The 20,316-nt window shown below is 53.6% G+C and carries 14 protein-coding genes; 4 read left to right on the top strand and 10 right to left on the bottom strand.

Translation table 11 applies throughout. The annotated features are described in order from the left end of the window. The first annotated feature begins 7 nt into the window (after window positions 1–7). Window positions 8–2,671 carry a tetratricopeptide repeat protein gene (locus K239x_RS07990; protein WP_145417322.1) on the top strand — a complete coding sequence of 888 codons (2,664 nt, stop codon included), beginning with the start codon at window positions 8–10 and terminating at the stop codon, window positions 2,669–2,671. 147 nt (window positions 2,672–2,818) lie between these two features. Beyond that, window positions 2,819–4,267, top strand: coding sequence for a hypothetical protein (locus K239x_RS07985; protein ID WP_145417321.1), 1,449 nt, complete (start codon window positions 2,819–2,821; stop codon window positions 4,265–4,267). 18 nt (window positions 4,268–4,285) lie between these two features. On the opposite strand, the gene K239x_RS28340 is transcribed toward K239x_RS07985, so the two are convergent. Together K239x_RS28340 and K239x_RS07975 are read right to left on the bottom strand one after the other, a co-directional pair. After that, window positions 4,286–5,113 carry a Dabb family protein gene (locus tag K239x_RS28340; protein WP_419189809.1) on the bottom strand — a complete coding sequence of 276 codons (828 nt, stop codon included), beginning with the start codon at window positions 5,111–5,113 and terminating at the stop codon, window positions 4,286–4,288. A gap of 194 nt (window positions 5,114–5,307) precedes the next feature. Next, window positions 5,308–6,582 carry a YiiX/YebB-like N1pC/P60 family cysteine hydrolase gene (locus K239x_RS07975; protein WP_145417320.1) on the bottom strand — a complete coding sequence of 425 codons (1,275 nt, stop codon included), beginning with the start codon at window positions 6,580–6,582 and terminating at the stop codon, window positions 5,308–5,310. 155 nt (window positions 6,583–6,737) lie between these two features. On the opposite strand from K239x_RS07975, the gene K239x_RS07970 reads away from it, so the two are divergent. Together K239x_RS07970 and ppk2 are read left to right on the top strand one after the other, a co-directional pair. Next, a complete protein-coding gene (locus tag K239x_RS07970) occupies window positions 6,738–7,109 on the top strand; it encodes a hypothetical protein (protein WP_145417319.1) in 372 nt (123 codons plus the stop codon). Window positions 7,110–7,197: 88 nt separating this feature from the next. Continuing rightward, window positions 7,198–8,451 (top strand): polyphosphate kinase 2, encoded by a 1,254-nt coding sequence (gene ppk2 / locus K239x_RS07965; RefSeq protein WP_473163572.1) that lies wholly within the window; start codon window positions 7,198–7,200, stop codon window positions 8,449–8,451. A 31-nt stretch (window positions 8,452–8,482) separates the two neighbouring features. On the opposite strand, the gene K239x_RS07960 is transcribed toward ppk2, so the two are convergent. The 8 genes from K239x_RS07960 to K239x_RS07925 all read right to left on the bottom strand — a co-directional run bounded on the left by K239x_RS07960 (window position 8,483) and on the right by K239x_RS07925 (window position 19,991). Then, window positions 8,483–9,685, bottom strand: a complete 1,203-nt coding sequence (locus tag K239x_RS07960; RefSeq protein ID WP_145417317.1) for a tetratricopeptide repeat protein — start codon at window positions 9,683–9,685, stop codon at window positions 8,483–8,485. After that, a complete protein-coding gene (locus tag K239x_RS07955; RefSeq protein WP_419189808.1) occupies window positions 9,682–10,881 on the bottom strand; it encodes a hypothetical protein in 1,200 nt (399 codons plus the stop codon). Before K239x_RS07955 ends, K239x_RS07960 begins: the two co-directional genes overlap by 4 nt. Continuing rightward, window positions 10,878–11,807, bottom strand: a complete 930-nt coding sequence (locus K239x_RS07950) for a multiheme c-type cytochrome (RefSeq protein ID WP_145417316.1) — start codon at window positions 11,805–11,807, stop codon at window positions 10,878–10,880. Before K239x_RS07950 ends, K239x_RS07955 begins: the two co-directional genes overlap by 4 nt. 572 nt (window positions 11,808–12,379) lie before the next feature. Further along, a complete protein-coding gene (locus tag K239x_RS07945; RefSeq protein WP_145417315.1) occupies window positions 12,380–12,799 on the bottom strand; it encodes a hypothetical protein in 420 nt (139 codons plus the stop codon). 112 nt (window positions 12,800–12,911) lie between these two features. Further along, window positions 12,912–14,096: a DUF1559 domain-containing protein gene (locus K239x_RS07940; protein WP_145417314.1), complete on the bottom strand. Its 1,185-nt coding sequence runs from the start codon at window positions 14,094–14,096 to the stop codon at window positions 12,912–12,914. A 402-nt stretch (window positions 14,097–14,498) separates the two neighbouring features. After that, window positions 14,499–15,413 carry a hydroxypyruvate isomerase family protein gene (locus K239x_RS07935; RefSeq protein WP_145417313.1) on the bottom strand — a complete coding sequence of 305 codons (915 nt, stop codon included), beginning with the start codon at window positions 15,411–15,413 and terminating at the stop codon, window positions 14,499–14,501. Between the two features lie 104 nt (window positions 15,414–15,517). Continuing rightward, entirely contained in the window at window positions 15,518–16,882 is a 1,365-nt protein-coding gene (locus tag K239x_RS07930) for a Gfo/Idh/MocA family protein (protein ID WP_145417312.1), read from the bottom strand. Window positions 16,883–17,015: 133 nt separating this feature from the next. Beyond that, on the bottom strand, window positions 17,016–19,991 hold the full coding sequence (locus tag K239x_RS07925; protein WP_145417311.1) for a right-handed parallel beta-helix repeat-containing protein: 2,976 nt from the start codon (window positions 19,989–19,991) through the stop codon (window positions 17,016–17,018). Window positions 19,992–20,316 lie beyond the last annotated feature (325 nt).

The following is a 20,316-nucleotide window of genomic DNA, read 5'->3' as shown; positions in this document are numbered from 1 at the left end:
GAATCTTATGAGTCGAACTGGCCAGTGTCCCCGTTGCCATGCGATCTCTCCGTTCCACGACGATGATGTCGGAACGGTCTTCACCTGCCAATGCGCGCAAGCATTGTTCGTTGCCGACTCGGTAGGATTTGAAGAAATCACGGTCTATTGCCAGCAGTGCAATGGCGAGTACGTAGTCGACGGCGCAGGCGCGGGAGAAGCGATTCAATGCGAGTGTGGAAATCAGTTCGTCGTCCCTGACCTGGTACTTACCGAGCCGGTTGCCCAACGCGGTGAAATCCAAGGTCGAGTGCTGAATAAGCATCAATCGAAAGCAGACTTGCCGGCTTTCCATATCGACGCAACCAGCCAGCCAGAGTCGGATGCTGCGAACGAAAGGGAATTGGAACGGCCCAAACAGCAGAATCTCGACCAGCCGAACCCTGACCAGAATCAACAGAATCCCGACCAACCGAATCCGGATTACCAAAGCCACGCCAACACCAATCCCAGCAACCGCCGATCACCCGCCGGACGAAAACGCAAATGGTCTCTCGGCACGCTTCTGGGAATTGGCCTAGTTGCCTTGCTGTTGTTGATATCACTAAGCGTCTATGTAGTGCGGGGCCGTGGCCTGACGAACTTGGCAAACGACGGCGCCGCACCGTCGCCGCCGGCACCAATCAGAGACATCACCGAAGCACCGGCCAGCACGGTTGATCCGACGGACGTCTTTTCGACCGCCAAGGACTTCCCCGAGTTCGATGCGAAAGCCAACGCCCTGCCGTCAATGAAAGCCGCGTCAAAAACCGCCGTTACAAAACCGTTCCCGGTCAAGTCGAGTCCTTCGTTTCCGCCGCCACCGGAAAAACCACTCCCAGCGCCGCAACCCGCCCGCCCCATCGTGGCGATCCCGATCACGCCAATGACGGGATACACCTTTGATCGATCCTATCGTGACGCCTTCACATCATTTACGGAGCTGAATGAACTGGAGCAGAAATCCGGCGGAACGGACGGCGCCGATTACCAAGCGAAGCTGGGCGAAACAATCGCAATGTTGCAGGCGTCACGATCCAAAATTGGCCCAGCACAAACCAAGCAACAAGCCGATGAGATCCGACAGTTGCTGACGTTCTTGTACTTCCGTGCTGGACGGCTTCCAGAAGCCGCTATCTTGGCCGAAGCAGCATTGCGGTGGGGTGATCCCAAGAAAGACGCCACCAAAGAAACGGCGTTGATCGGCTTGGCAGCGATGCAGGAAGCCAACCAAGTCCAATGGGCAAACGCCAACCAAACCGGTGAACTGACACAGATGAAAAACATCATCCACCTGTTTGCCCAGCGATGGCCCGACGATCCGCGTTTGTCGAAGATGCAGATGAGTCTAGCTCAAGCTTTCGATCGATTTGGTGAACATCAACAGGCAGCGGAAGCCTACAACTCCGTTTCCGCAGACGCCAAACTTTACGGCCAAGCTCAGCTTGCTGCCGGTGATGCCAACTGGGTCGAGTACCGAAAGCAAGCGAGCCAACTGAAGCAAGCCAACTCGCAAACTCTGCAACGTTTGAAACCGATTCGCGATCAAGCAAGCAACCATCTTTCTCAGGGCATCAATGCCCTGACTGAAGCCAACAAAGGCCTCAGCCCGGCTGTGATGTCAGCGAAGCTGAACCTTGCCAGAATCGAACTCACCGCAGGTAATCCCGCCGCAGCAGAAAAGTGGCTGACCAAAGGCAAGCTGCCACTCTCGCGTTCCATCGGACTAAAGACCCGCAAAAAGATCGTTGCGATGCCCGACGAATTTATTCGAGTGGTCTACGAAACGCTTTTTTCGATTCAGTTTGAACGCAACGATCTGGCAGCCGCGAAAGTGACTTTGGAAAGGATGTCCAAAACGCTTGGTAAAAAGCACGCCGATCAAGTCAGCAAACTTCATCTTTCCATCGTCACGAAATACGCCAGACAGTTAACGCAGCTTTCGTCCGTTGACCGATCGCAGCTGTCAACACTGGCCAACTTGATCGACCCACTAAAAGCAAATCAAGAGTCGCTGACGGTGCAAAACTTGCTTTGGCTGGGCGAATCCTGGGCGTCGCTGGCTCCCAAAGCGACCGACGAAACATCTAGCAAGCAGTGCCATTTCAAAGCCGCTGCCGCCTACCAGCTAGCGATGGAGCGTGACGATTTCCCAAAAGATTCCACCAATGCCGCCATCGTACGTCGATTGGAATTGCTGCGACAAGCTGGACGCACCAGCGAAGCTCTCGCAGCGATGACTGCACTTCTGCAGCAATCACCCAACGCGTTCGCAATGCAGATCCAAGCGGCACAGGCGACCCAGGATCTAGCAGGTTCCTCGGGAGACTCACGGCTTTATGCGACAGCCTTGGAGGGCGCGGACGACTCGGCGATCTGGGGATGGAATAAGCTTGTCACGGTGCTGCAATCGCAATCCAGTTCGGACCAGACGAATGACCGCGACATCGAACGGCTGATGCAGTGCCGTTGCAACATGCTCCTTTGCCGCTTTGAAATCGCGAACGCGATCGAGGATCAGAAAGTCCGAGCCGATCGCTTGGCTCAATTGAAACCTATCGCAAAACGTCTCAGGACCACCATGAAACCCGGCGTAGAACCCTGGTTTAGCCGATTCGAGGCCCTCCTTAAGAGCTTGGACTATCATTTCTAAATGCCCGTTGCTTTACCCCGTCGACATCACCGTGATGCTCGCAGCGCGGAAAATGACTCTCAGCCGATACGGAGACACCATCCATCGCATAGAATACGTCTCTCACCACCAATGCTCTCGACTTGCAGGACCAAGTAGCAAGACTCCATGGATGCTTCTCCCGACTCACCCGAACCATATCAATTGTGGCTGGACATTCCCGCGGAGTACTGTCCACCGAATCACTATGTGCTGCTGGGCGTCGACGATTTTTCGGACGATGCATCTGCCATCGACGCGGCCGCCAAGTCTCGCGCAGCCTATCTCCATCAAATCGCAGCGGGGCCCAATCGCAAAATCGTTCAACGCCTTCTTGGCGAAGTGGCTGTCGCGAGGCGCACGCTGCTGAACAAATCAGCCAAGACCGAATACGATCAATGGCTTTCGACTCCCGACGATGCCCCTCCAGACGATTCCAACGTCGCCCCTAGCCGCCAAACAGCGCAGAGCGTTTCGGTATCGCCCGCCAAAACTTCGGTCGGATCGACTGGCTCGCCCAACGACAGCGGAACAGACACCAGATCACGCAAATCGACCAGTCGACGACGCACATCGCAATGGGACGCGTACAAGTACCATTTGTTATCCGCTTCGGTACTCGCATGCGCAGTCGGCATTTTTGCTTTCGCCAATCGTGATGGTGGCCGGCGTGCCACCTCGGTGCCCGAACTTTCACCACCCCCAAGTAGTTCAGCACGGCAAGATTCAGCGAATCAAAAATTGGCGACGCAGAGCAAAGTCAACCAACGGCCCAAAGCTGGCACGGCCAAGACTGCGTCTTCGCTGCGCAAACCACCGTCGGGCAGCGACGCTAAACCTGCTACTTCCGGACTCTCTGGGCCGCAGGGTTTGGACATGACGGAATTCATGAATTCCGGATCGGTGGACAGTCTTTCCTATCAACAGCCCGACGAAACGTTAGAGCATACGAAAGCGGTTGCGTGCAAATTGGCACCGAACTGGTGGGACGGCCTTCAGCAAAGAAATGTTTTCAACGACAACTTGGAGACCTTTTTTGCCGACGTCACCCTGACAGAAAAGTCATTCACCGTTCGCAACGGAAAAATTTTTCTGCAGAATGCCCCTGCAAATGAGCGCCACCAAAATCTAGTCGCGGCCTCGAAACGAATTGCAATGGGCGAAGGCATCGCAATCGCTACCACCTTGATCCCTAAGATTGATCCCGAAGTGGTCGTGGGACTGAAGATCGGTGAACGCGAAGTGACGCTGCATTCAACGAAAAGTGGAATTTCGGTTCGAACTCGTGATCAAAGATTCGATGAAAAACGAGAGTACATCGACAATCTGAGAGTGAGCGGCAAGGCAACTCAATCGTCACTGTTCTTGATCCGAGACAAAACAGACGCCAAGGCGATTCATTGGGTGCTCCAGGCTGGCGGGAAAGGACTGCGGGGAACAGTCTTTGCCGATTTGACGGAAAACGAAACGCCGTTTGGAATCACATTCGCTTGCTCAACGACGCCAACTCAAAAAAACGTTTCGATCGCCAACCTACGCGTCGGCTCACTCAAAACCCCGCCCAGTTGGCTGAAATAGCAACCTGTAAAAACGGGGCTATTTTGTCTCCCAAAAATCCAGCACGCGGACTTTATCCAACACAGGCTTGAGCACTTGGACAAACGCTTCGTGATCCGGGTGGGGCAGGTAGGTTTCTCGGCCTTCTTCGGAATCAAACGTCACCATAAAGCAGTGAGTGAATCCGCCATCATGCTTTTCCGGACTGTTGTTCTTCCCCCACTCAAACGCTTTGATCGCATCGATTTTACTTGGTAAAGACGCAAACGCATCTTCGACTTTCGCAACATCAGCTGCCGCGGCGTCGTCCTGGAATTTAAAGAACACCGCATGCTTCAGCTCTTTGTTGATGCCTGAATCACCAGCCTTACCCCAATAGTCGATGACGAATACGCCATCCATGTGCGGCCGCAGAACATCGCCGAATGCTTTGTGTGCTTCGTGAGGCAAGTAAACTTCGCGGCCCTTTTCGTCCGCAAACGTCAAAAGAAAACAGTGAGTGAATCCTTCGTCCAGCTTTTCAGGGCTGTTGTTCACGCCCCACTGAAAATCAATGATCTCAGGAATCTTCGTTGGCAATGCCGCAAACGCATCCGTCACGCTTAAGATGTCTTCGTCCGTTGTCGATTCCTTGAACTTAAAAAACACGGCGTGACGCAAAACGGAGTCTTCGTAGTTCGACAAAATTTTTCTCTCGACAGCCTGGGGAGTTTCAGCAGTAGGGGTTTCTGAGACGGAAGTCGTATTCCCCGATTCTTTCGCCCCCGTCGTCGTATCGGTGTCGACGGTCGCCTGCCCTTGGCAGCCAACCAAAACCACTGAGACAACAGCAAACGTTAAAACAGGCATCAATCGAAAGGCATTCATCGCAGCATTCCAGAAAACTTCGGACAGAACCAAAACCAAACGGGATGATAACAGATTGCGTGCTGCACGGATTCCGTGCAGTGACTCCGCTTCCATGCAGGGACTCCGCGGGGACGATTCAAATCTACGACGTCAAAAGCGTTTCGCTTTAACGCCGGTTTCTCAGCAAGCTCTGACCAGCAATTCTGTGCTGTTCAGTCGCAGGCCACCGTCGCACGAAGAATACGATCCATTTCGGCGCCAACGAGCAATCCCTCATCATGGTCGGGGCAGAAAACGGCGACTTGTTCAAACCGCTCTCCCGAAATCGCCATCCTCAGCAGGTCTTCCGCCGAAAGTGTTTCGCGACCGGCTCGACGTGACAGCACAAACTGCGTCCCCCCCAGACCTTCCAAACTTCGATAGACGACCTCTGTGCAAACCAGCCGATCGCCTCGCGTAAAATCGAAATCAAAGTCGTACGGCTTGCCAACATGCGAAGTCGCTCGCGAAACCGCTTCCGCACACAACAACTTGTCTAACTTTGGCCGAATCACAACGATTGCATCGTTTGAAAATGGCGAATCAAGCGTCCGACGACGGACTCCGTCCGCCTGTGCTTCGACGACTTCGTCACCGCCGATGTAGAACACCGCATGAGGCCAGTAACCGGGCAGGAAGTAGTTAGTCGCTGCGTAAGTTTTTCGCGTCACAAATACATCGCCCGGCTGAATTAGGCCGCGAATTCCATCACAGATGCCCAGCGGGATTCGCGGCACATGCGAAAGCGACGTACTCACACGGCCCACCACACGGCCGCCCCATTCCTGGATTGCATACACAGCACGAACCAATCCCGATTGAATCACTTTGTCGACGACATGTTTCGTGCGATCGCGGGCGCGTGCTCTGATGTAACTGCGATGTTCTACGCGAGTCTTCTCACCGATGAAATCGATGACTCCCAATAGCTTCTGATACGTTTCATTCGTGTCAGCCAGTTTATGCAGATCGGTCAGATGTTCATCAAAAAATCGATTACCCCGTTTGATCCCGATTGCATTGGAAAAATTCGTCAGTGACATTTGGACCGCGTCAAAACTGCCTTCGGCGATGCCAAACAGATCAAACGACTCGTTCAGCTTTCGCCGAACGATTACGTCATCACCAAACAAATCTCGCAGTGTGCGTGCTGCATCGACCAGCACAACAGATGCCGCATAAGCCGCAAGAAACTCACCCGCCGTCTCCTGTGTCGGTTCTCCAACGCTACTCCGAATCGAATCGATCACTTGCAGGAGTGCATTTCTGGCCTGGTGGTACGAAACCCAAAGATGCGTGACCTGTTCGTCTTCCGTCGGGCTGAAATAGCCGCGATCGCCGGTCGCAAACGAATCGCGAAACGTCACCGCGTCTTCACGCAAACGATTCATGTGATCGGCAAGGTCAAGCACGGTTTGCGAAGTTCGTTCAAGCTCAAGGTCGCACATTCACAGATTCCTGAAACAGTTTTGGTAGTCGTCCCTCAGTCAAAGTCGAAATTCTAACGTTGACTATTTACTCAGTGCCCGGCCGGGTGGGCAAAGCGTGCAAAAATCGCTCTGATTACCCATTTCCTTTTCATTCTTACCGAAGGAGCCTTCCCGTGGGCACCAAGAATTCCCCGCACATTCTGGCTTTGGGAACCATGACCGTGTTCTACATTCCCTCGCACAAATTGGACGACCCGCGTTTTTATCATGGTACGCAAACGGCTCGGTCGACCATCCACGAATTCCTGATGCACCGCTATCGGGCCTACACCCAAGCTCCCACGCCGGTGAAAGGTTATTGGATCGACCAAGACAACGAGATGGCTCATGATGTAATGGAGCGATTCGAAGTTTCTTTCAACAACGAAGCCGAGTTTGATCGGCTGATCGAATTCTTGGTCGAAAATTGTCAGCGACTCGACGAAGATGCAATCTATGTCACCCGAGGAAATCGCAGCTACCTGGTGACAAAAAACCCGCAGTAGCCCCAGTTTTCTGGCTGACACTGTGCCACTGCGACACACTACGGTCGCGAAAATCAAATGACCGCTCAAATGCGATTGGACTCTCGTTGTGCCGGTTCTATACTTGGGAACCATGGCATCAAAGAAGAAAACAAAATCGTCGCGAACAAGCAAAAAGTCTCCCGGTACCAAGCAAGCGGGGGATGGCCCAAGAAGATCTAGCGCTGCGTCAGCTCGCAACGGGAAACAAACCGCGACTGTCAAGAAACCGCGCGCGGTAGCGTTGGGCGACACCGTTCCGACTTCGAGCTCCTCGGCCACCGAAAAGTATGTCGTCGACGAATCGATCAGTGCCGCGCAAGAGTCAAAAATCAACGCGGTCAGAGATATCATCAAAGAGGTGCCACCTCACGACGTTGACACGCTAACGCAAGTTCTGAAAGCCATCTTGGACGGCACTTCGATCGATGATGCCGCAGCACTGCGGCAGGCTCTGTTGGAGAATCCCAGCATGGCCCTGCCGTCGGTAGCCCAGCGCCCAGACGATGTGCTCTCATCACGCTGGCGACAAGGTGGATACCCGTACAAAAACTTGATGACGCGCAAGAGCTACGAAAAACAGAAGTACCATCTGCAAGTCGAATTGCTGAAACTGCAACAGTGGGTTCGAGCGACAGGCCAGAAACTAGTGATCTTGTTTGAAGGCCGCGATGCGGCTGGCAAAGGCGGCACAATCAAGCGGTTCATGGAACACTTGAACCCGCGCGGTGCACGCGTGATCGCGTTGGACAAGCCGACCGACAGCGAACGCGGCCAATGGTATTTCCAACGTTACGTCGAACATCTACCAACCGCTGGCGAGATCACACTATTCGATCGGTCTTGGTACAACCGCGCCGGTGTTGAACGTGTGATGGGATTTTGCGACACGGACGAATACAACGAATTTGTACGTCAAGCTCCCGAGTTCGAACGCAATCTGACTCGCAGCGGCATTCACATGATCAAATATTGGTTCTCGGTCAGTCGCAAAGAACAACGGCGGAGATTCAAAGAACGCGAGAAACATCCTTTGAAACAATGGAAACTCTCGCCCGTCGACATGGCATCGTTGGACAAATGGGAGGAATACACTCGCGCAAAAGAAGCGATGTTCTTCTACACCGACACCGCCGACGCGCCTTGGACGGTCGTCAAATCCGACTGCAAGAAACGTGCGAGGCTCAATGCGATGCGATACGTTTTGCATTCGCTGCCGTACACCGGCAAATCGATTGAAACGATTGGCCCCGTCGATCCGCTACTGGTTGGTCGCGCACACGTCGTCTTTGAACGCGGCGAGCATCAAAACAGCCGACACTGATTCCTCGCATCAAGCGTCTGAGCGTGGGCCTCTACTTCACGCCGCCCAGACATCCCAAGTGGTCCCGGGCAATCGAAGCCGAAATCGCCTCCAGGCGAGGCTGCAATGCCGGATCCATCGCAGCGGCTTGCTTTGCGTGCTTGACGGCCAATGCCATCTTCTGGTGTTCCTTGTAACACTGAGCCAGTAAAAGGTGATTGGACGCGGCCGGAGCAACAGCCAGCAGTTCGTGAAACGCTCGCTCTTCCATCCTTCGGTTACTTAGCTGACGTGCGGCAAAGGCAACACCTTTCCAAGCACTCTCCAGACTTTGACGTTTCTGAATCGAATCGGGTTGATCTGCCCAGAACTGAATCGCCATCTGATAACCAATCAGACTTTGCCCCGGATCACCCAGACGTTGAAAACAAAGACCATAGAAATCAAAGCTCGCTGGATGAAACTTGTCCCCTGAAAGCAAAGGCCGGATGGCGATCAGGGCTTCATCAAGATGCTCCAACTGAACCAGGGCTGTCACACGGTTTGCAAGCGATGAAGCCGGCGAACGCGGTGACAATGAGCGACTAGCAACCGCTTCCAGATCAGCAATGCGACTCTGCAATGATTCAATCAATGTCGCAATCGCCACGTCGCCGATGCGGGCTCTCGGACGGAGGTGCCGCAACTTTCTAGCGTAGGCAGCTGCTTTTACGGTACGTTGATTTGACAAAGCCCGATTCAATTGGTTCGTCATCGTTTTGGATACCGAGTCCGTGTAGACGCTCGGCAAGGCAACCGCCATCACGGCAAATAAAAGCCCGACTCTGCGCGAACAGGACAAACCCAATTCGCGGTCTTTACCGATACGAACAACCGATAAGACTGAAATGACAAGCGTTGTCGCTGCAACGGCCAGGAGTCCATGAAACGCAGAGACGCTCAAGCGACTCGCACTCAATAAAGCTCCCGCATCACCATCCGCGTAAACGCACAACACAATCGCAATCGCCGACAAGCCACCCGCAATACCGCGAACCACTTTAGATTGCCTAGCAACTTGCCCAGCAATCAACACTGCGATCGGCAAAGCTGACAGCGTGCAGACTGCTAGCACATCCCAACGACCGAAGATCTTCAATTCGCCATCGCCGAAATCCAGCCCCCAATAGCCCGCACCAAAGACCACACAGGCAGCCAACATTGCGAGCCGGACAAGACTTTGACGTGATGTGCTAGGCCCAATAACCGCCGTCATGTTCCACTCGTAGGCACTGGGGTTCCACCTGGCTTTGGGCCACGTTTCCAAATGATCCCGTCAAAACAGTAATGCCAAAAAGCAACAATCAGGTTGATTGTCACCCACCACTCAACGAATCCAAGCGACAGAATGTAATTGCCCACTCCGATTACAACCACAAAGAAGCACAGGAACAAAAACCAAGCCTGCGACAATTGGCTGAGAGGATTTTCCTTGGGCGATGCAACGGGCTTGCGAACGGTCCACGTCACGATCGACATGTATTCCATCGAATGAAAAATTGCGGAGGCGACAGCCAACTGAATGACCAAATGTGAATTTTGAAAGTGCGCCGCCATCAGCATTGACGTAAAGAGAGTCATCACGCTGATCAAATAAACTACGCTGGCAACTTTGGCCGTTCTGGCCACACAAAGTCGTGCCAACTCTGTGACGACAAAATAAGACGGAATCGCCAACATCAACAGATCGACTGAGGCAAACGCAGATACGGCGTTGATTTGACCGGCCGACGTATCGCCGGCAAAACCGGCTATCGACGAATCGACCATTCCCTCGCCATCGCTCCAACCGAAGCCGGCGACTCTTGCGATCACGTAGAGCATAAAACCACGGAAGAGAGCCTTTCGCAGCAAGCCCGCCAGCTTTGATTCGCGGAACGTCCCCTTACGCTGATAAATGCGAAAAATCCCGTGGTGCTGCGAAGAGAAATGCCAAGCATTCCACACGTAGTCGATCAAACCGAGACACAGAAGTGATCCGGTCCCAAATTGGACGACCAAACAGGCCCCCAGAATCACCAACGCAAGCGAAGCAAACAACCACCGCCGATCTTGGGACCGATGGTGATCGACGGACACCAAGACAATCGTGATCCAGCGATGGGGCGCCGTGACAAAAAAGATTTGCCAGAACAGCATTCCTTCGTGCGCATCCATTCCGCCCGCCCAATCGACCAGCAAGACCAAAGGCCACAAAACATTGGCGACGAACAACCAATCAATTAGTGGCGAAAACAAATAGCCACCTTTCGATTTCTGTGTCACCGATGGATCGGCTCCCGTTGCTGCCGACGAATCGATCGTCGTAGAAACTTGGCGTGTTCCTATGGCTTGATCCCGCTGCTGACGGCTTGGCTGCCGTGTCTTATTCTTTGGTTCAGCAGGATGCGATTGAATCGCTGCAACTGTCATGGCTGCCTCGCTGGACTGGCGTCCGCTGATTGGACGATACGACTAGGATCCTCTGCGTCATCGCCCGCGTCATGGACGCGAATGTAGTGATCGTGAAAAGCAATCTCACCCGTCCATTGGACTCTTGGCATATGGCATTCGACGCAGTCCCCGCGCGGCCGCGAAGTGCATCGCGCCGACGAAGTTGGCTGATGACACTCTTGGCACTGAGCCACATAGACGTCCCGATCCAAAGAAACAGCATCGTGCGGATCGTGGCAAGTCGAACAAGTTATGGGAGTCTCGGATTCAAGATAGCACTTGCTTCGCTTTAAACCGTAAGGCTGAAAACGCACTCGGTCACTCTCGGGTGTTTCGGCACGCACCGTCGTCTCGTCGCGGTGACACGCACTGCATGTCCGCATGTATTGCTCGGGATCCTCCCAACCGATCATCGGTTTGACCTCGTCGGCCCGTCCGGATTTTGCCAATATCGCATGCGATTTGCGCGGACCATGACACCGTTCGCATCCCACATTGGAAATCATGACAGCCGAATCAAGCGGCAATTCCTTGGGCGGAATCACCGTCGAATGACATCCCAAGCATGATCGCACGTCGGCGACGTCCATCGGACGCCCAAAACACTCCTCACTAGCCGCCCGGAATGAATCGAAGCGATCGTGATGGGGTGTCAACCCAATCGTGCGGTCCGTGCCGAATGCACTTAAGCGAATCTCAACGCCTTCTGTGCCCGCTGAATTCGTCGCAATTGGCGTTTGTGCATGCTGACCTGATCCGACCAACCAATTGACGCCAATGGTTTGATGAGCGTGGAGCATGCGGAACTTGCCTTCGTAAATCTTGAATCGAAAAGTTTGACTGCGACGCGAATCCTGATAGGTACCTTGGCTTGTAAGCTCTTTCGCAAATTCGGTGGCTCCCATCGGCGTCAGAGTATGTGAATGCCCTGACCGTTGATGGGCTTCGAACTGCATCGGATGACACGACTTGCATGCCTGATCGCCCGCAAACTGAGCGGGAATGAACTGATTCCACTGCTCCGTCCGTTGCTTCGTTTGCAGCGTAGGTCCTGCAAGTGGAGTGCCCGGATTCGATTCAGCGTACCGATTAGAACGTTCGATCGTTTGCACCGAAGAACGGGACGACCTGCTTGACACTACTGAGATACGTGGGCTGGTTAAATACACCATGCCGCCCAATGAGCTAAACAAAACCACAATGCAAGTTCCCAAGAAAGACTTTTGATTCACAAGCGAGGGTCTGCTCTGAGGTGAGTTAAACGAAGGACGCAGCACGACACCCAAAGAGCATCCCTGCTGCGGCCACAAAACTATCTGATTAGCAGCCCCGCGAAGCATTTCGGCGGTCCACCTAACAAGTGTTGCCTCGAAAGCACACGGAACGGAGGGGTTTGCTCTTCCGCAAATGAAAACGCAACCCGACGGCGGATTCCAGAACGATTTGCTCTGGTCCGCCTGTCGTCCTATCCGCCGCACTAAGTCAACGGCGCGTCCTTGATTTTCCAATCCCCATCGACCTGTTGGAGCGTCCACTTTTTGTGAATCTCACTTTGACTGGATGGCTTTCTTCCCGCACGATCGCCTTGAGCCGAATCGTAGACGCCGCCAAAAATCGTAACTGGAATCACGGCTGTATCGCCCTCGAATGTCGCCACACCGCCAATGTCGTAGCCGAACTTTGTGTAGTCCTTGCGATTTTCAGGCAGGCTTCCCGGCACAAATGCTTCGGAAAACGCAGACTCGTCCGACGCGACATCTCCAAGTCCCGTGACGCGTGCGTAGGCGTTCTGTTGATCCGTGGATGTCAGGGCCTCAGATGATCCACAGCCGGTGACACAAGCCAAAACTGGCAACAAGACGAAGAGTAGCTCTGCGGTTAGATTGATTTTTTTCATTGAATTGCTTTGTAGTTAAATGATAAAGCTTTGTAGTTGAGCGTTGAAATCGAATGGGGCGAAAGCGACAAAACACTTTCGCTGAAACCGTCGGAATCGAATCCTCCGCGGGTCATTCGATGGTGATGACCTCACTGTTCTGCGCGGTGCCCATCGGTTGCCAGATGCTAATGTTGTCGACCGATTCGGACACAAACCGAACAGAGCCGTCAGCCATAAGCGTATTGACGCCGCCCACGTGATGGCTTCGCGACGCGGCGTAAACATCCGCCGTATCACGCACTTGCAAACATTCCATGTAGGGCTGATTGATTCCGGTAATCGTGTCGTCACATGCCGCCAACGTGTCTTTCTCCTTCGCGTTAGGATTCAAGAAAGTTGAAAAGATGCTGGCTCCCATCGCTGGCGACATCCATACGCCGCGGATGTCGGTCGCCGGCAATGAGCCGCCGCCCACGTCGGACGCGACGATCTCACTCAGCGCAATCGTATTGCTCAGCCCGTCCAGAAAATCACGGCTCTTCATGCCATTGCGTTGCTGAAACCGATCGCCCGCTGCAACCGTGCTTCCTACGCCAGGCTTGATGATCTTGTCTTGGTGAACGTAGTACGTTCCAAACGCGCCACGCGTTTCGGACGATTCCCATGACAACATGTTTCCAGATCCCCACGATGCGGCGTAGTTGCAGCCTTTGGCGAGCGATTCCAGACCGTAGGTCCCATCGGTGAATTGAGTGACCGGAGCAGGAGCCGAGGGGCAACTGATAAAACCTCCCAGTTGATCGCGTCCGAAGTGGTTGTTGGACGCCATGTACTCGCAGTGGTCGCAGGGGTTCGATGTGTGGTCATCGGCCCGATCGTCTTCGCAAATATTTACCTGCTGCCAAAGCCCAGGTTGTTCGATGAAGGGGAACAACATTGGCAACCAAGTCCATCCCAATTCGTTTTGACCGTGTTGCCATCCACCTGTTTTGAATCGGTTTCCACTTTCGTCGTAGTTGACGTTTCCAGGAGGAAACGCTCCGTGGGTGGCCATGTGGTTATGCATGGCCAGTCCCAACTGCTTCATATTATTCTGGCACTGCATCCTTCGAGCAGCCTCGCGTGCGGACTGAACAGCCGGCAAAAGCAAACCGACGAGAATGCCAATGATCGCGATCACAACTAACAGTTCGACTAACGTAAACGCGTTGCGTTTTGCAACTTCGTTTCGGGAGCCAAGGGACTCCTTCACTGGCAGGCCGCAGCGTTCTTGGGAACGCTTGGATTGCGACGCCAAGCCGAGTGTGTTTTGCATCTGTTTACTCTCTCGTTTTGTGTAGAGCGGTACGGAAAAGGAACTAAACCTCAATCGAAACCAGCACGACGGCATGTATGTGACAGACCCACACGCCTAGCAGAATGAATCCCACTCGTTGGCTCGATCGGCCAGGATTAGAGCGATGCTTTATTTAGATTGCGTAGCGAGAGTGTTAGAAAATGATGCAGAGATCACTTTAGTCAGATTCGCGCGGCGCAACGCACCTAGAGACGTCCGTTGCAAAACTCAGAATGGGGAACTTGCCTCCCCTAGTCGCAATGTGAAAACCAGATGAACGCGTGGCAAACCAAGACGAGGTAACAGTGCCACCATCGCATCAGCGAAACGCATTTCTCAAGTGCGAAAACATTTCCATTCCCAACAACTCACCGCAGGCAATTAGCTTGGCCGATTCACCGGATCGACCAAGTGGTAGGCATCAATCACCGCTTGCTCGCCTGCGATTGTTTTGGATGCGTTGCTGTGCTCCATGCCGATGATTCCGTCGTATCCTTTCCCGGCCAAATGCTGAAAGACATTGGCGTAGTTGATCTCTCCGGTACCAGGTTCTTTTCGTCCGGGATTGTCCGCACATTGGATGTAAGCGATTTCGTCCCAGCATCGATCGAGATTAGGAATCAAGTTGCCTTCGGTGATCTGCTGGTGGTAGATATCAAACAGCAATTTGCAAGAACTTCGATTCACCGCTTTGCAGATCAAATAGCCGTGCGGCGATTCGGACAAAAAGACGCCCGGGTGGTTGCGTTTGCGATTCAATGGTTCCAGAACCATCACCATTCCGTGCGGCTGGACGATGTCGCAACAACGCTTGAGCAAATCAATGCAGTTAGCAGTTTGATAACCAATGGGGAGCTTGGGATCTAACAGACCGCAGACGACCGTCAAGTAAGTCGCATTGACTCGTTTGGCAACTTCCACCACCGACTTCATCCGCGACAAAACTTCGTCTCGCAGATCTTGATCATCCCCCGCGAAATTGACTTGTTTCCACATTCCTTTCAGCGCACTGATCACACCCATCTCAATTTTCAACCTCTCCATCTCTCGGGCGATTTCGGTCTGCACCGCGACATCACGGTCCATCATTGGGTTGTCTTCCCAAGCCCTAAATCCATGACTTGCAGCGAAACGCAATTGATCCAGCAAATCATCTCCGGCGGACTTTTCAAACATCGCGAAATGCGGGGCGTATCTCAACGTAAATGCGTCCGCAGCTGGCTGCGCGCTGGCAGTCCCAAGAACGGCAACCGAAGCGGCAACTCCGTTCGAAACGATGAATTCACGACGCTTCATAATTGCTCCAAGTCAAACGACACGCCAAAGACTGCGTTTACACGGTCATCCAACCAAGGAACCTAAGTTGGCTCCCCGTCGGACATGTGATTGCAGAACAGGACTCACACGACTTTCGTGACTCCGGGAATCGCCACCCGATACGATCCGTCGCTGAGCGGCTTGATCGGCGTGTCGGCGTCCCACGATTCAGCATCCGTTGTAAGACGCTTCTCCGAATTGAAGGCTTCATCCCAAGTGATTTCCTTACCGCTGTAGGTGGCCAATCGCCCCATGATCGCGGTCATCGTACTGCTTGCGCCGTAATCGGTTTCGTTGTGTTGACGGTCGGTCAAAATTGACTCGACCAGTTCGTTCCATTCGACTTGATAGGGGCTGACGTAATCGTCGCCCCGTTTTCGTGGGGTACGCCATACTTCTTTTCCGCGGCCCATTAGCACACACGATCCCGTCCCTAGCTCTGCAGTTCCTTCGGTGCAATCGATTTGCTCGGCAACCAAATTTTCGCATCCTCGCATTTGACGACAGTAGCTGTGCATTTTGGTGCCGTCGGCGTACGTGTAGACAACGGCATGGTGGTCAAAGATATTGCCAAATCGTTTATCCGTCCGCACTTGCCTGCCGCCCATTCCGACCGCCAAAACCGGATGAACTCCTTTGACCCAATTGCAGATATCCAAGTTGTGGATGTGCTGTTCACAAATGTGATCGCCACTGAGCCAATCAAAGAAATACCAATTGCGAACTTGGTACTCCAATTCGGTTTTGTCTTCGCGCGGAATCGCTGACTTGGCCGGCGGCCCGCCATTCCAAAAACATCGCATCGACACCACGTCGCCAATTTCGCCCGCGTGGATCCGCCGAATGGCTTCTTGGTAAGTCGCTTGATGGTGACGCTGGAGCCCAACACCGACCTTCAAGTTTTTCTCGCGTGCGATCTCGTTCGCTGCAAGAATGCGCCGTACCCCATGCGGATCCGACGCCAGTGGCTTTTCCATGAACACATGTTTGCCCGCTTTAGCGGCATATTCAAAGTGCAATGGCCGATACCCGGGAGGGCCCGTCAAAATCACCAAGTCGACGTCGGAATCGATGATACGGCGATATGCATCCAGCCCGACATAACGCCTATCGCGCGGCACATCCAGCAAGCCCCCAAATCCGTTGCCCTTCTGAACCTTGGACTTGCCAGCTTTGCCACGGGCCAGAGAACTGTGACTGCTTTCCAGACGGTCATCAAAGGCATCCGCCATCGCTCGGATGCGTACGTTTTCGCCAGTGGACATCGCGTGCGCGGCCGCACCGGTCCCACGCCCTCCGCAGCCAATCAACCCCACTTTGATTTCGTCCGAACCGGCCGCGTAAGCTCGCGACGATAGCGTGGCGGGAATCACGGCTCCCGCAGCGAGTGACGTCTTTATGCAACGGCGTCGGGAAACAGACGGTTGATCAATCGGTCGTTGATCCATCGATGTGCCTCACTTAGAAACTGAGTGGTCCAGAAGGACGCATTCTATCGTGCGGCGCAGCATCATTGTGAAAAGGGCAGTGTGAATCCGATAGCATCACCGAATTGGGAGCCAACGCTTGTACCGCCTGCGTTTACACTTCCCACGCAATGTCCATCAACGCGGCGTCCCACGGCTCCAACGCATCGTCTTCTTCATCGTCGTCGGACCAATCAGACAAGAATGAACGTGCTTCAGTCGAGGCACTTACCGGTGCTGCCTGTTCGGCGAGGTAGTTGATCACAGCCAGTGCATCGGCCGGTGATGTTTTGCCGTCGCCATTGGTATCGGTCATCGCAGACGATGCAGCCGATTCACCGTGGGCGCCCGCAGCTTGTTGGCTCAACCCATCGAACACGAGCAGCAAATCGAGCGGAGTGACTCCATCATGTCCATTCACATCGAGTGGATTGAGAGGATTGCTGTTAACCGAAGCGACGGATGGGGGATTGAGCACATTGACGAGCGCAGGTGTCGTAAATTCGGAGGTATTTCCATTCGCGTCAGTGACGGTTGCCGTGCCGTGCGTCACGCCAGCAAGCCCTGTCATCGAACTGGTCACGACCGTGTAGTTCGTGCCTCCGTTAGCGAAATCACTCGCCTGAAACTCATCAAAGCCAACAAAAATCTCACCCTGCACCGTATCCGGATTGGCCGGATCAAACACGGCCGAGAAGAATTCGACGCGCAGCGGATAGGCAACTTCCGACGGATCGGAATCGACGAAGTAATCGATGCTGATGCTTAGACTCGAAGCACTAACGATCGTTACATCTACCGCAAGCGATGTCGCTGAATTTTGAAGCTCATTCGCACCGGTGTCAGCATCGCCGGCATCGTTGGGGTTGAGCGCGTTGCCGGGAGGCAACAGGTCGATTCCAAAACCATTGTCGAACAGGGAGTTCTCTGTGATCGTGTTTTCGACCGTGTTGCTGCCAGTCACTTGGATCGCTCGAGCACTATTGAAACCGATGGAGTTTCCTGGTCCGAGTGTGTTTTCGTGAGCACCATTTGTCACGCGAATGCCGGTGGTCATGCCAAAATCAAAAAAGCCATCACTTCCAATGTAGTTGTTGGCAATGGAGTTATTGCTTGCACTGGGCTGCGAGAGTGTAATTCCTGTGGCTGAGCCACCGATAAAATTCGCTTCGCTTATGGTTGCTCCGCCAACCGTGTTTCCAGGCGACTGGATAAAGATTGCGTTGCTGCCACCGGGAACGACAGCCCCGAAATCATCCAAACCGATCAAGTTGGATGCGACCACATTGTTCGTCGTCGACGCCCCCGCGATCAATAGCTGCGTCCCCGGGTTACCAGCGATCGAATTTCCACGGATTTGAGTATTGTTGGCCCCCGCACGCAGGAATATCCCAGTCGAACCATTGGGAAGCGCGTCATCACGATTTCCATTCAAACCGATCGCATTGCCTTCCACGACGTTTCCGCTGGCATTGGTTGCGATCGCGACACCGGATCCGCCATTCCCAGAAACCACGTTGCCTTCTTCAAGGAATGCGCCGCCGATCGTGTTATTATTCGCGCCGGTAACGAAGATACCGAAAGCCGAATTAGGCACCGCGACACTGCCGTCATCATTGGTGCCGATGTAATTACCTTGCACCACGTTGTTATTCGCCGAAGGCCCGCTCAAGACCAAACCGGAACGTCCATTCCCGGAAATCGTGTTTCCAAATCCCGGTTCACCGATTGTGTTGTTGGATGACCGCACGAGAATCCCGAACGACGAATTGCCAGAATTCGCTCCCGAATAGTCAGTGCCGACATAGTTGCCGACCAGCCGATTCAGATCGGCGGTGGGATCGGTGATCGCGATACCGACATTTTGGTTGCCAACGACTTGATTGGCGATCAGCGTGTTTAACGCCGAAGCGATTTGGATTCCAAAGGTTCCGTTTCCTTCCGGAGTGGATAACGAATCGAAAGTATTTTGACCAACCGAGTTGGCAACCAAAACGTTGCCCGTCGACGTGGCACCGACGATTTGGATACCGGCTTTGCCATTGTCCAACACTTGGTTGCCCTCCACCGAAGAGTCAGCTGTCTGATTCAGTCGAATGCCGTTGGCGCCGTTATCAAACACCAAGTTAGAAAACAGCGTCGATGCCTGACTCCCCGAGATATCGATTCCATCGCCGGGGAAATTAGAAATCGCAAATCCTTCTAGCCCCACGCTGTCACCGGTGATCCGCAAACCATCCGTCGCGCCACCCGAAACGTTCAGCCCGTCGATTTGAAGGGGAGGAAAATTCAGGGCAAAGAGACCGTAGGCTGTAGCAAACACGGGCTCCATGATCGCCGGAAGCGGCGTCGCTGGCTGAATCATGTACCGGCCCGTTGTGGGGTCAGGTACGGCAAACGGATTGGAGACGTCGAGGGGATTTTCAAAATCAAAAACAATTTCGACAATCGAATCATCACCACCGACCGCATTGGATTCTTCGATGGCTGCCCGCAGCGTCGTCATACCGGTTGCGTCTTCCGCAAAACCATCGCCGGGATTTGTGTCGCCGCTGTCATCCGTTGAATTGACGATAAACAGATATTCGTCCGGAGCATCTCCGATGATCAAATCGTAAAATCCGATCGAGTCTCCAGCAGTCGCGCCTGATCCAGTTACCGGGTCGTAGCTGATATTGCTGAAACTGGAAACGCCGACGTAATACGTAGCGGTACTTGGTGCTTCAAACGTCAAAAATGCTTCGAGATCGCCATACTCAAGCCCCGGTCCACGCGAAGCGTCATCTTCGGCCAATTCGTTTCCGGCTCCATCGAAAACGCGTATCGCTGCATCCACGTAATCAATCGAATCGATGTCGATACCAATCGTTTGACCTGCCAAAAGATCAACGGACCACATGTCAACGTCCAGCGGGTTGTCGATTTCCGCTGTATTCACACCGATCACGGCAGGGATTGCTTCGGAGATCTCATTGTCGCCTACTAACAACCGACGCGATTCCAAGGGCTGCAGCAACAACCGGCGCCGCGAAGACCGATGGGGGGGCGTTGACAGGCGGGCACTGCGACGTGCATTTTTTGATCGTGGCATTGGTAATCCTAAAGTAGCAAATGTGCATCCGGTTGTGAAAACAGGCCGCCAAATTCCATGGAACCGTCATTCTGGGGGATGAGTGTAACGCGAAGAATGCGAGGTTGAATAGCAAACATTCCGGAACGCAATAAATTGACTCAAAAAGCGATTCTGGCCAAATTCGCTCGCCAAGTCAGACCGCAGATCAGCCGGCAGCAAAACATCGATCCGCGTCTGGGCAAGCAGCAAATCTGGTAGCCAGCACCGAACAGAGAGTCGTGTATTGATAAGCACGGTGTGTCCCTAAGCACGCCGTGCTCAGAAGAACACTAGGCAGGCCCCA

Source organism: Stieleria marina (genome assembly GCA_007741555.1).
Taxonomy (GTDB): domain Bacteria; phylum Planctomycetota; class Planctomycetia; order Pirellulales; family Pirellulaceae; genus K23-9.
This window is presented reverse-complemented; position numbering and strand designations above follow the sequence as displayed.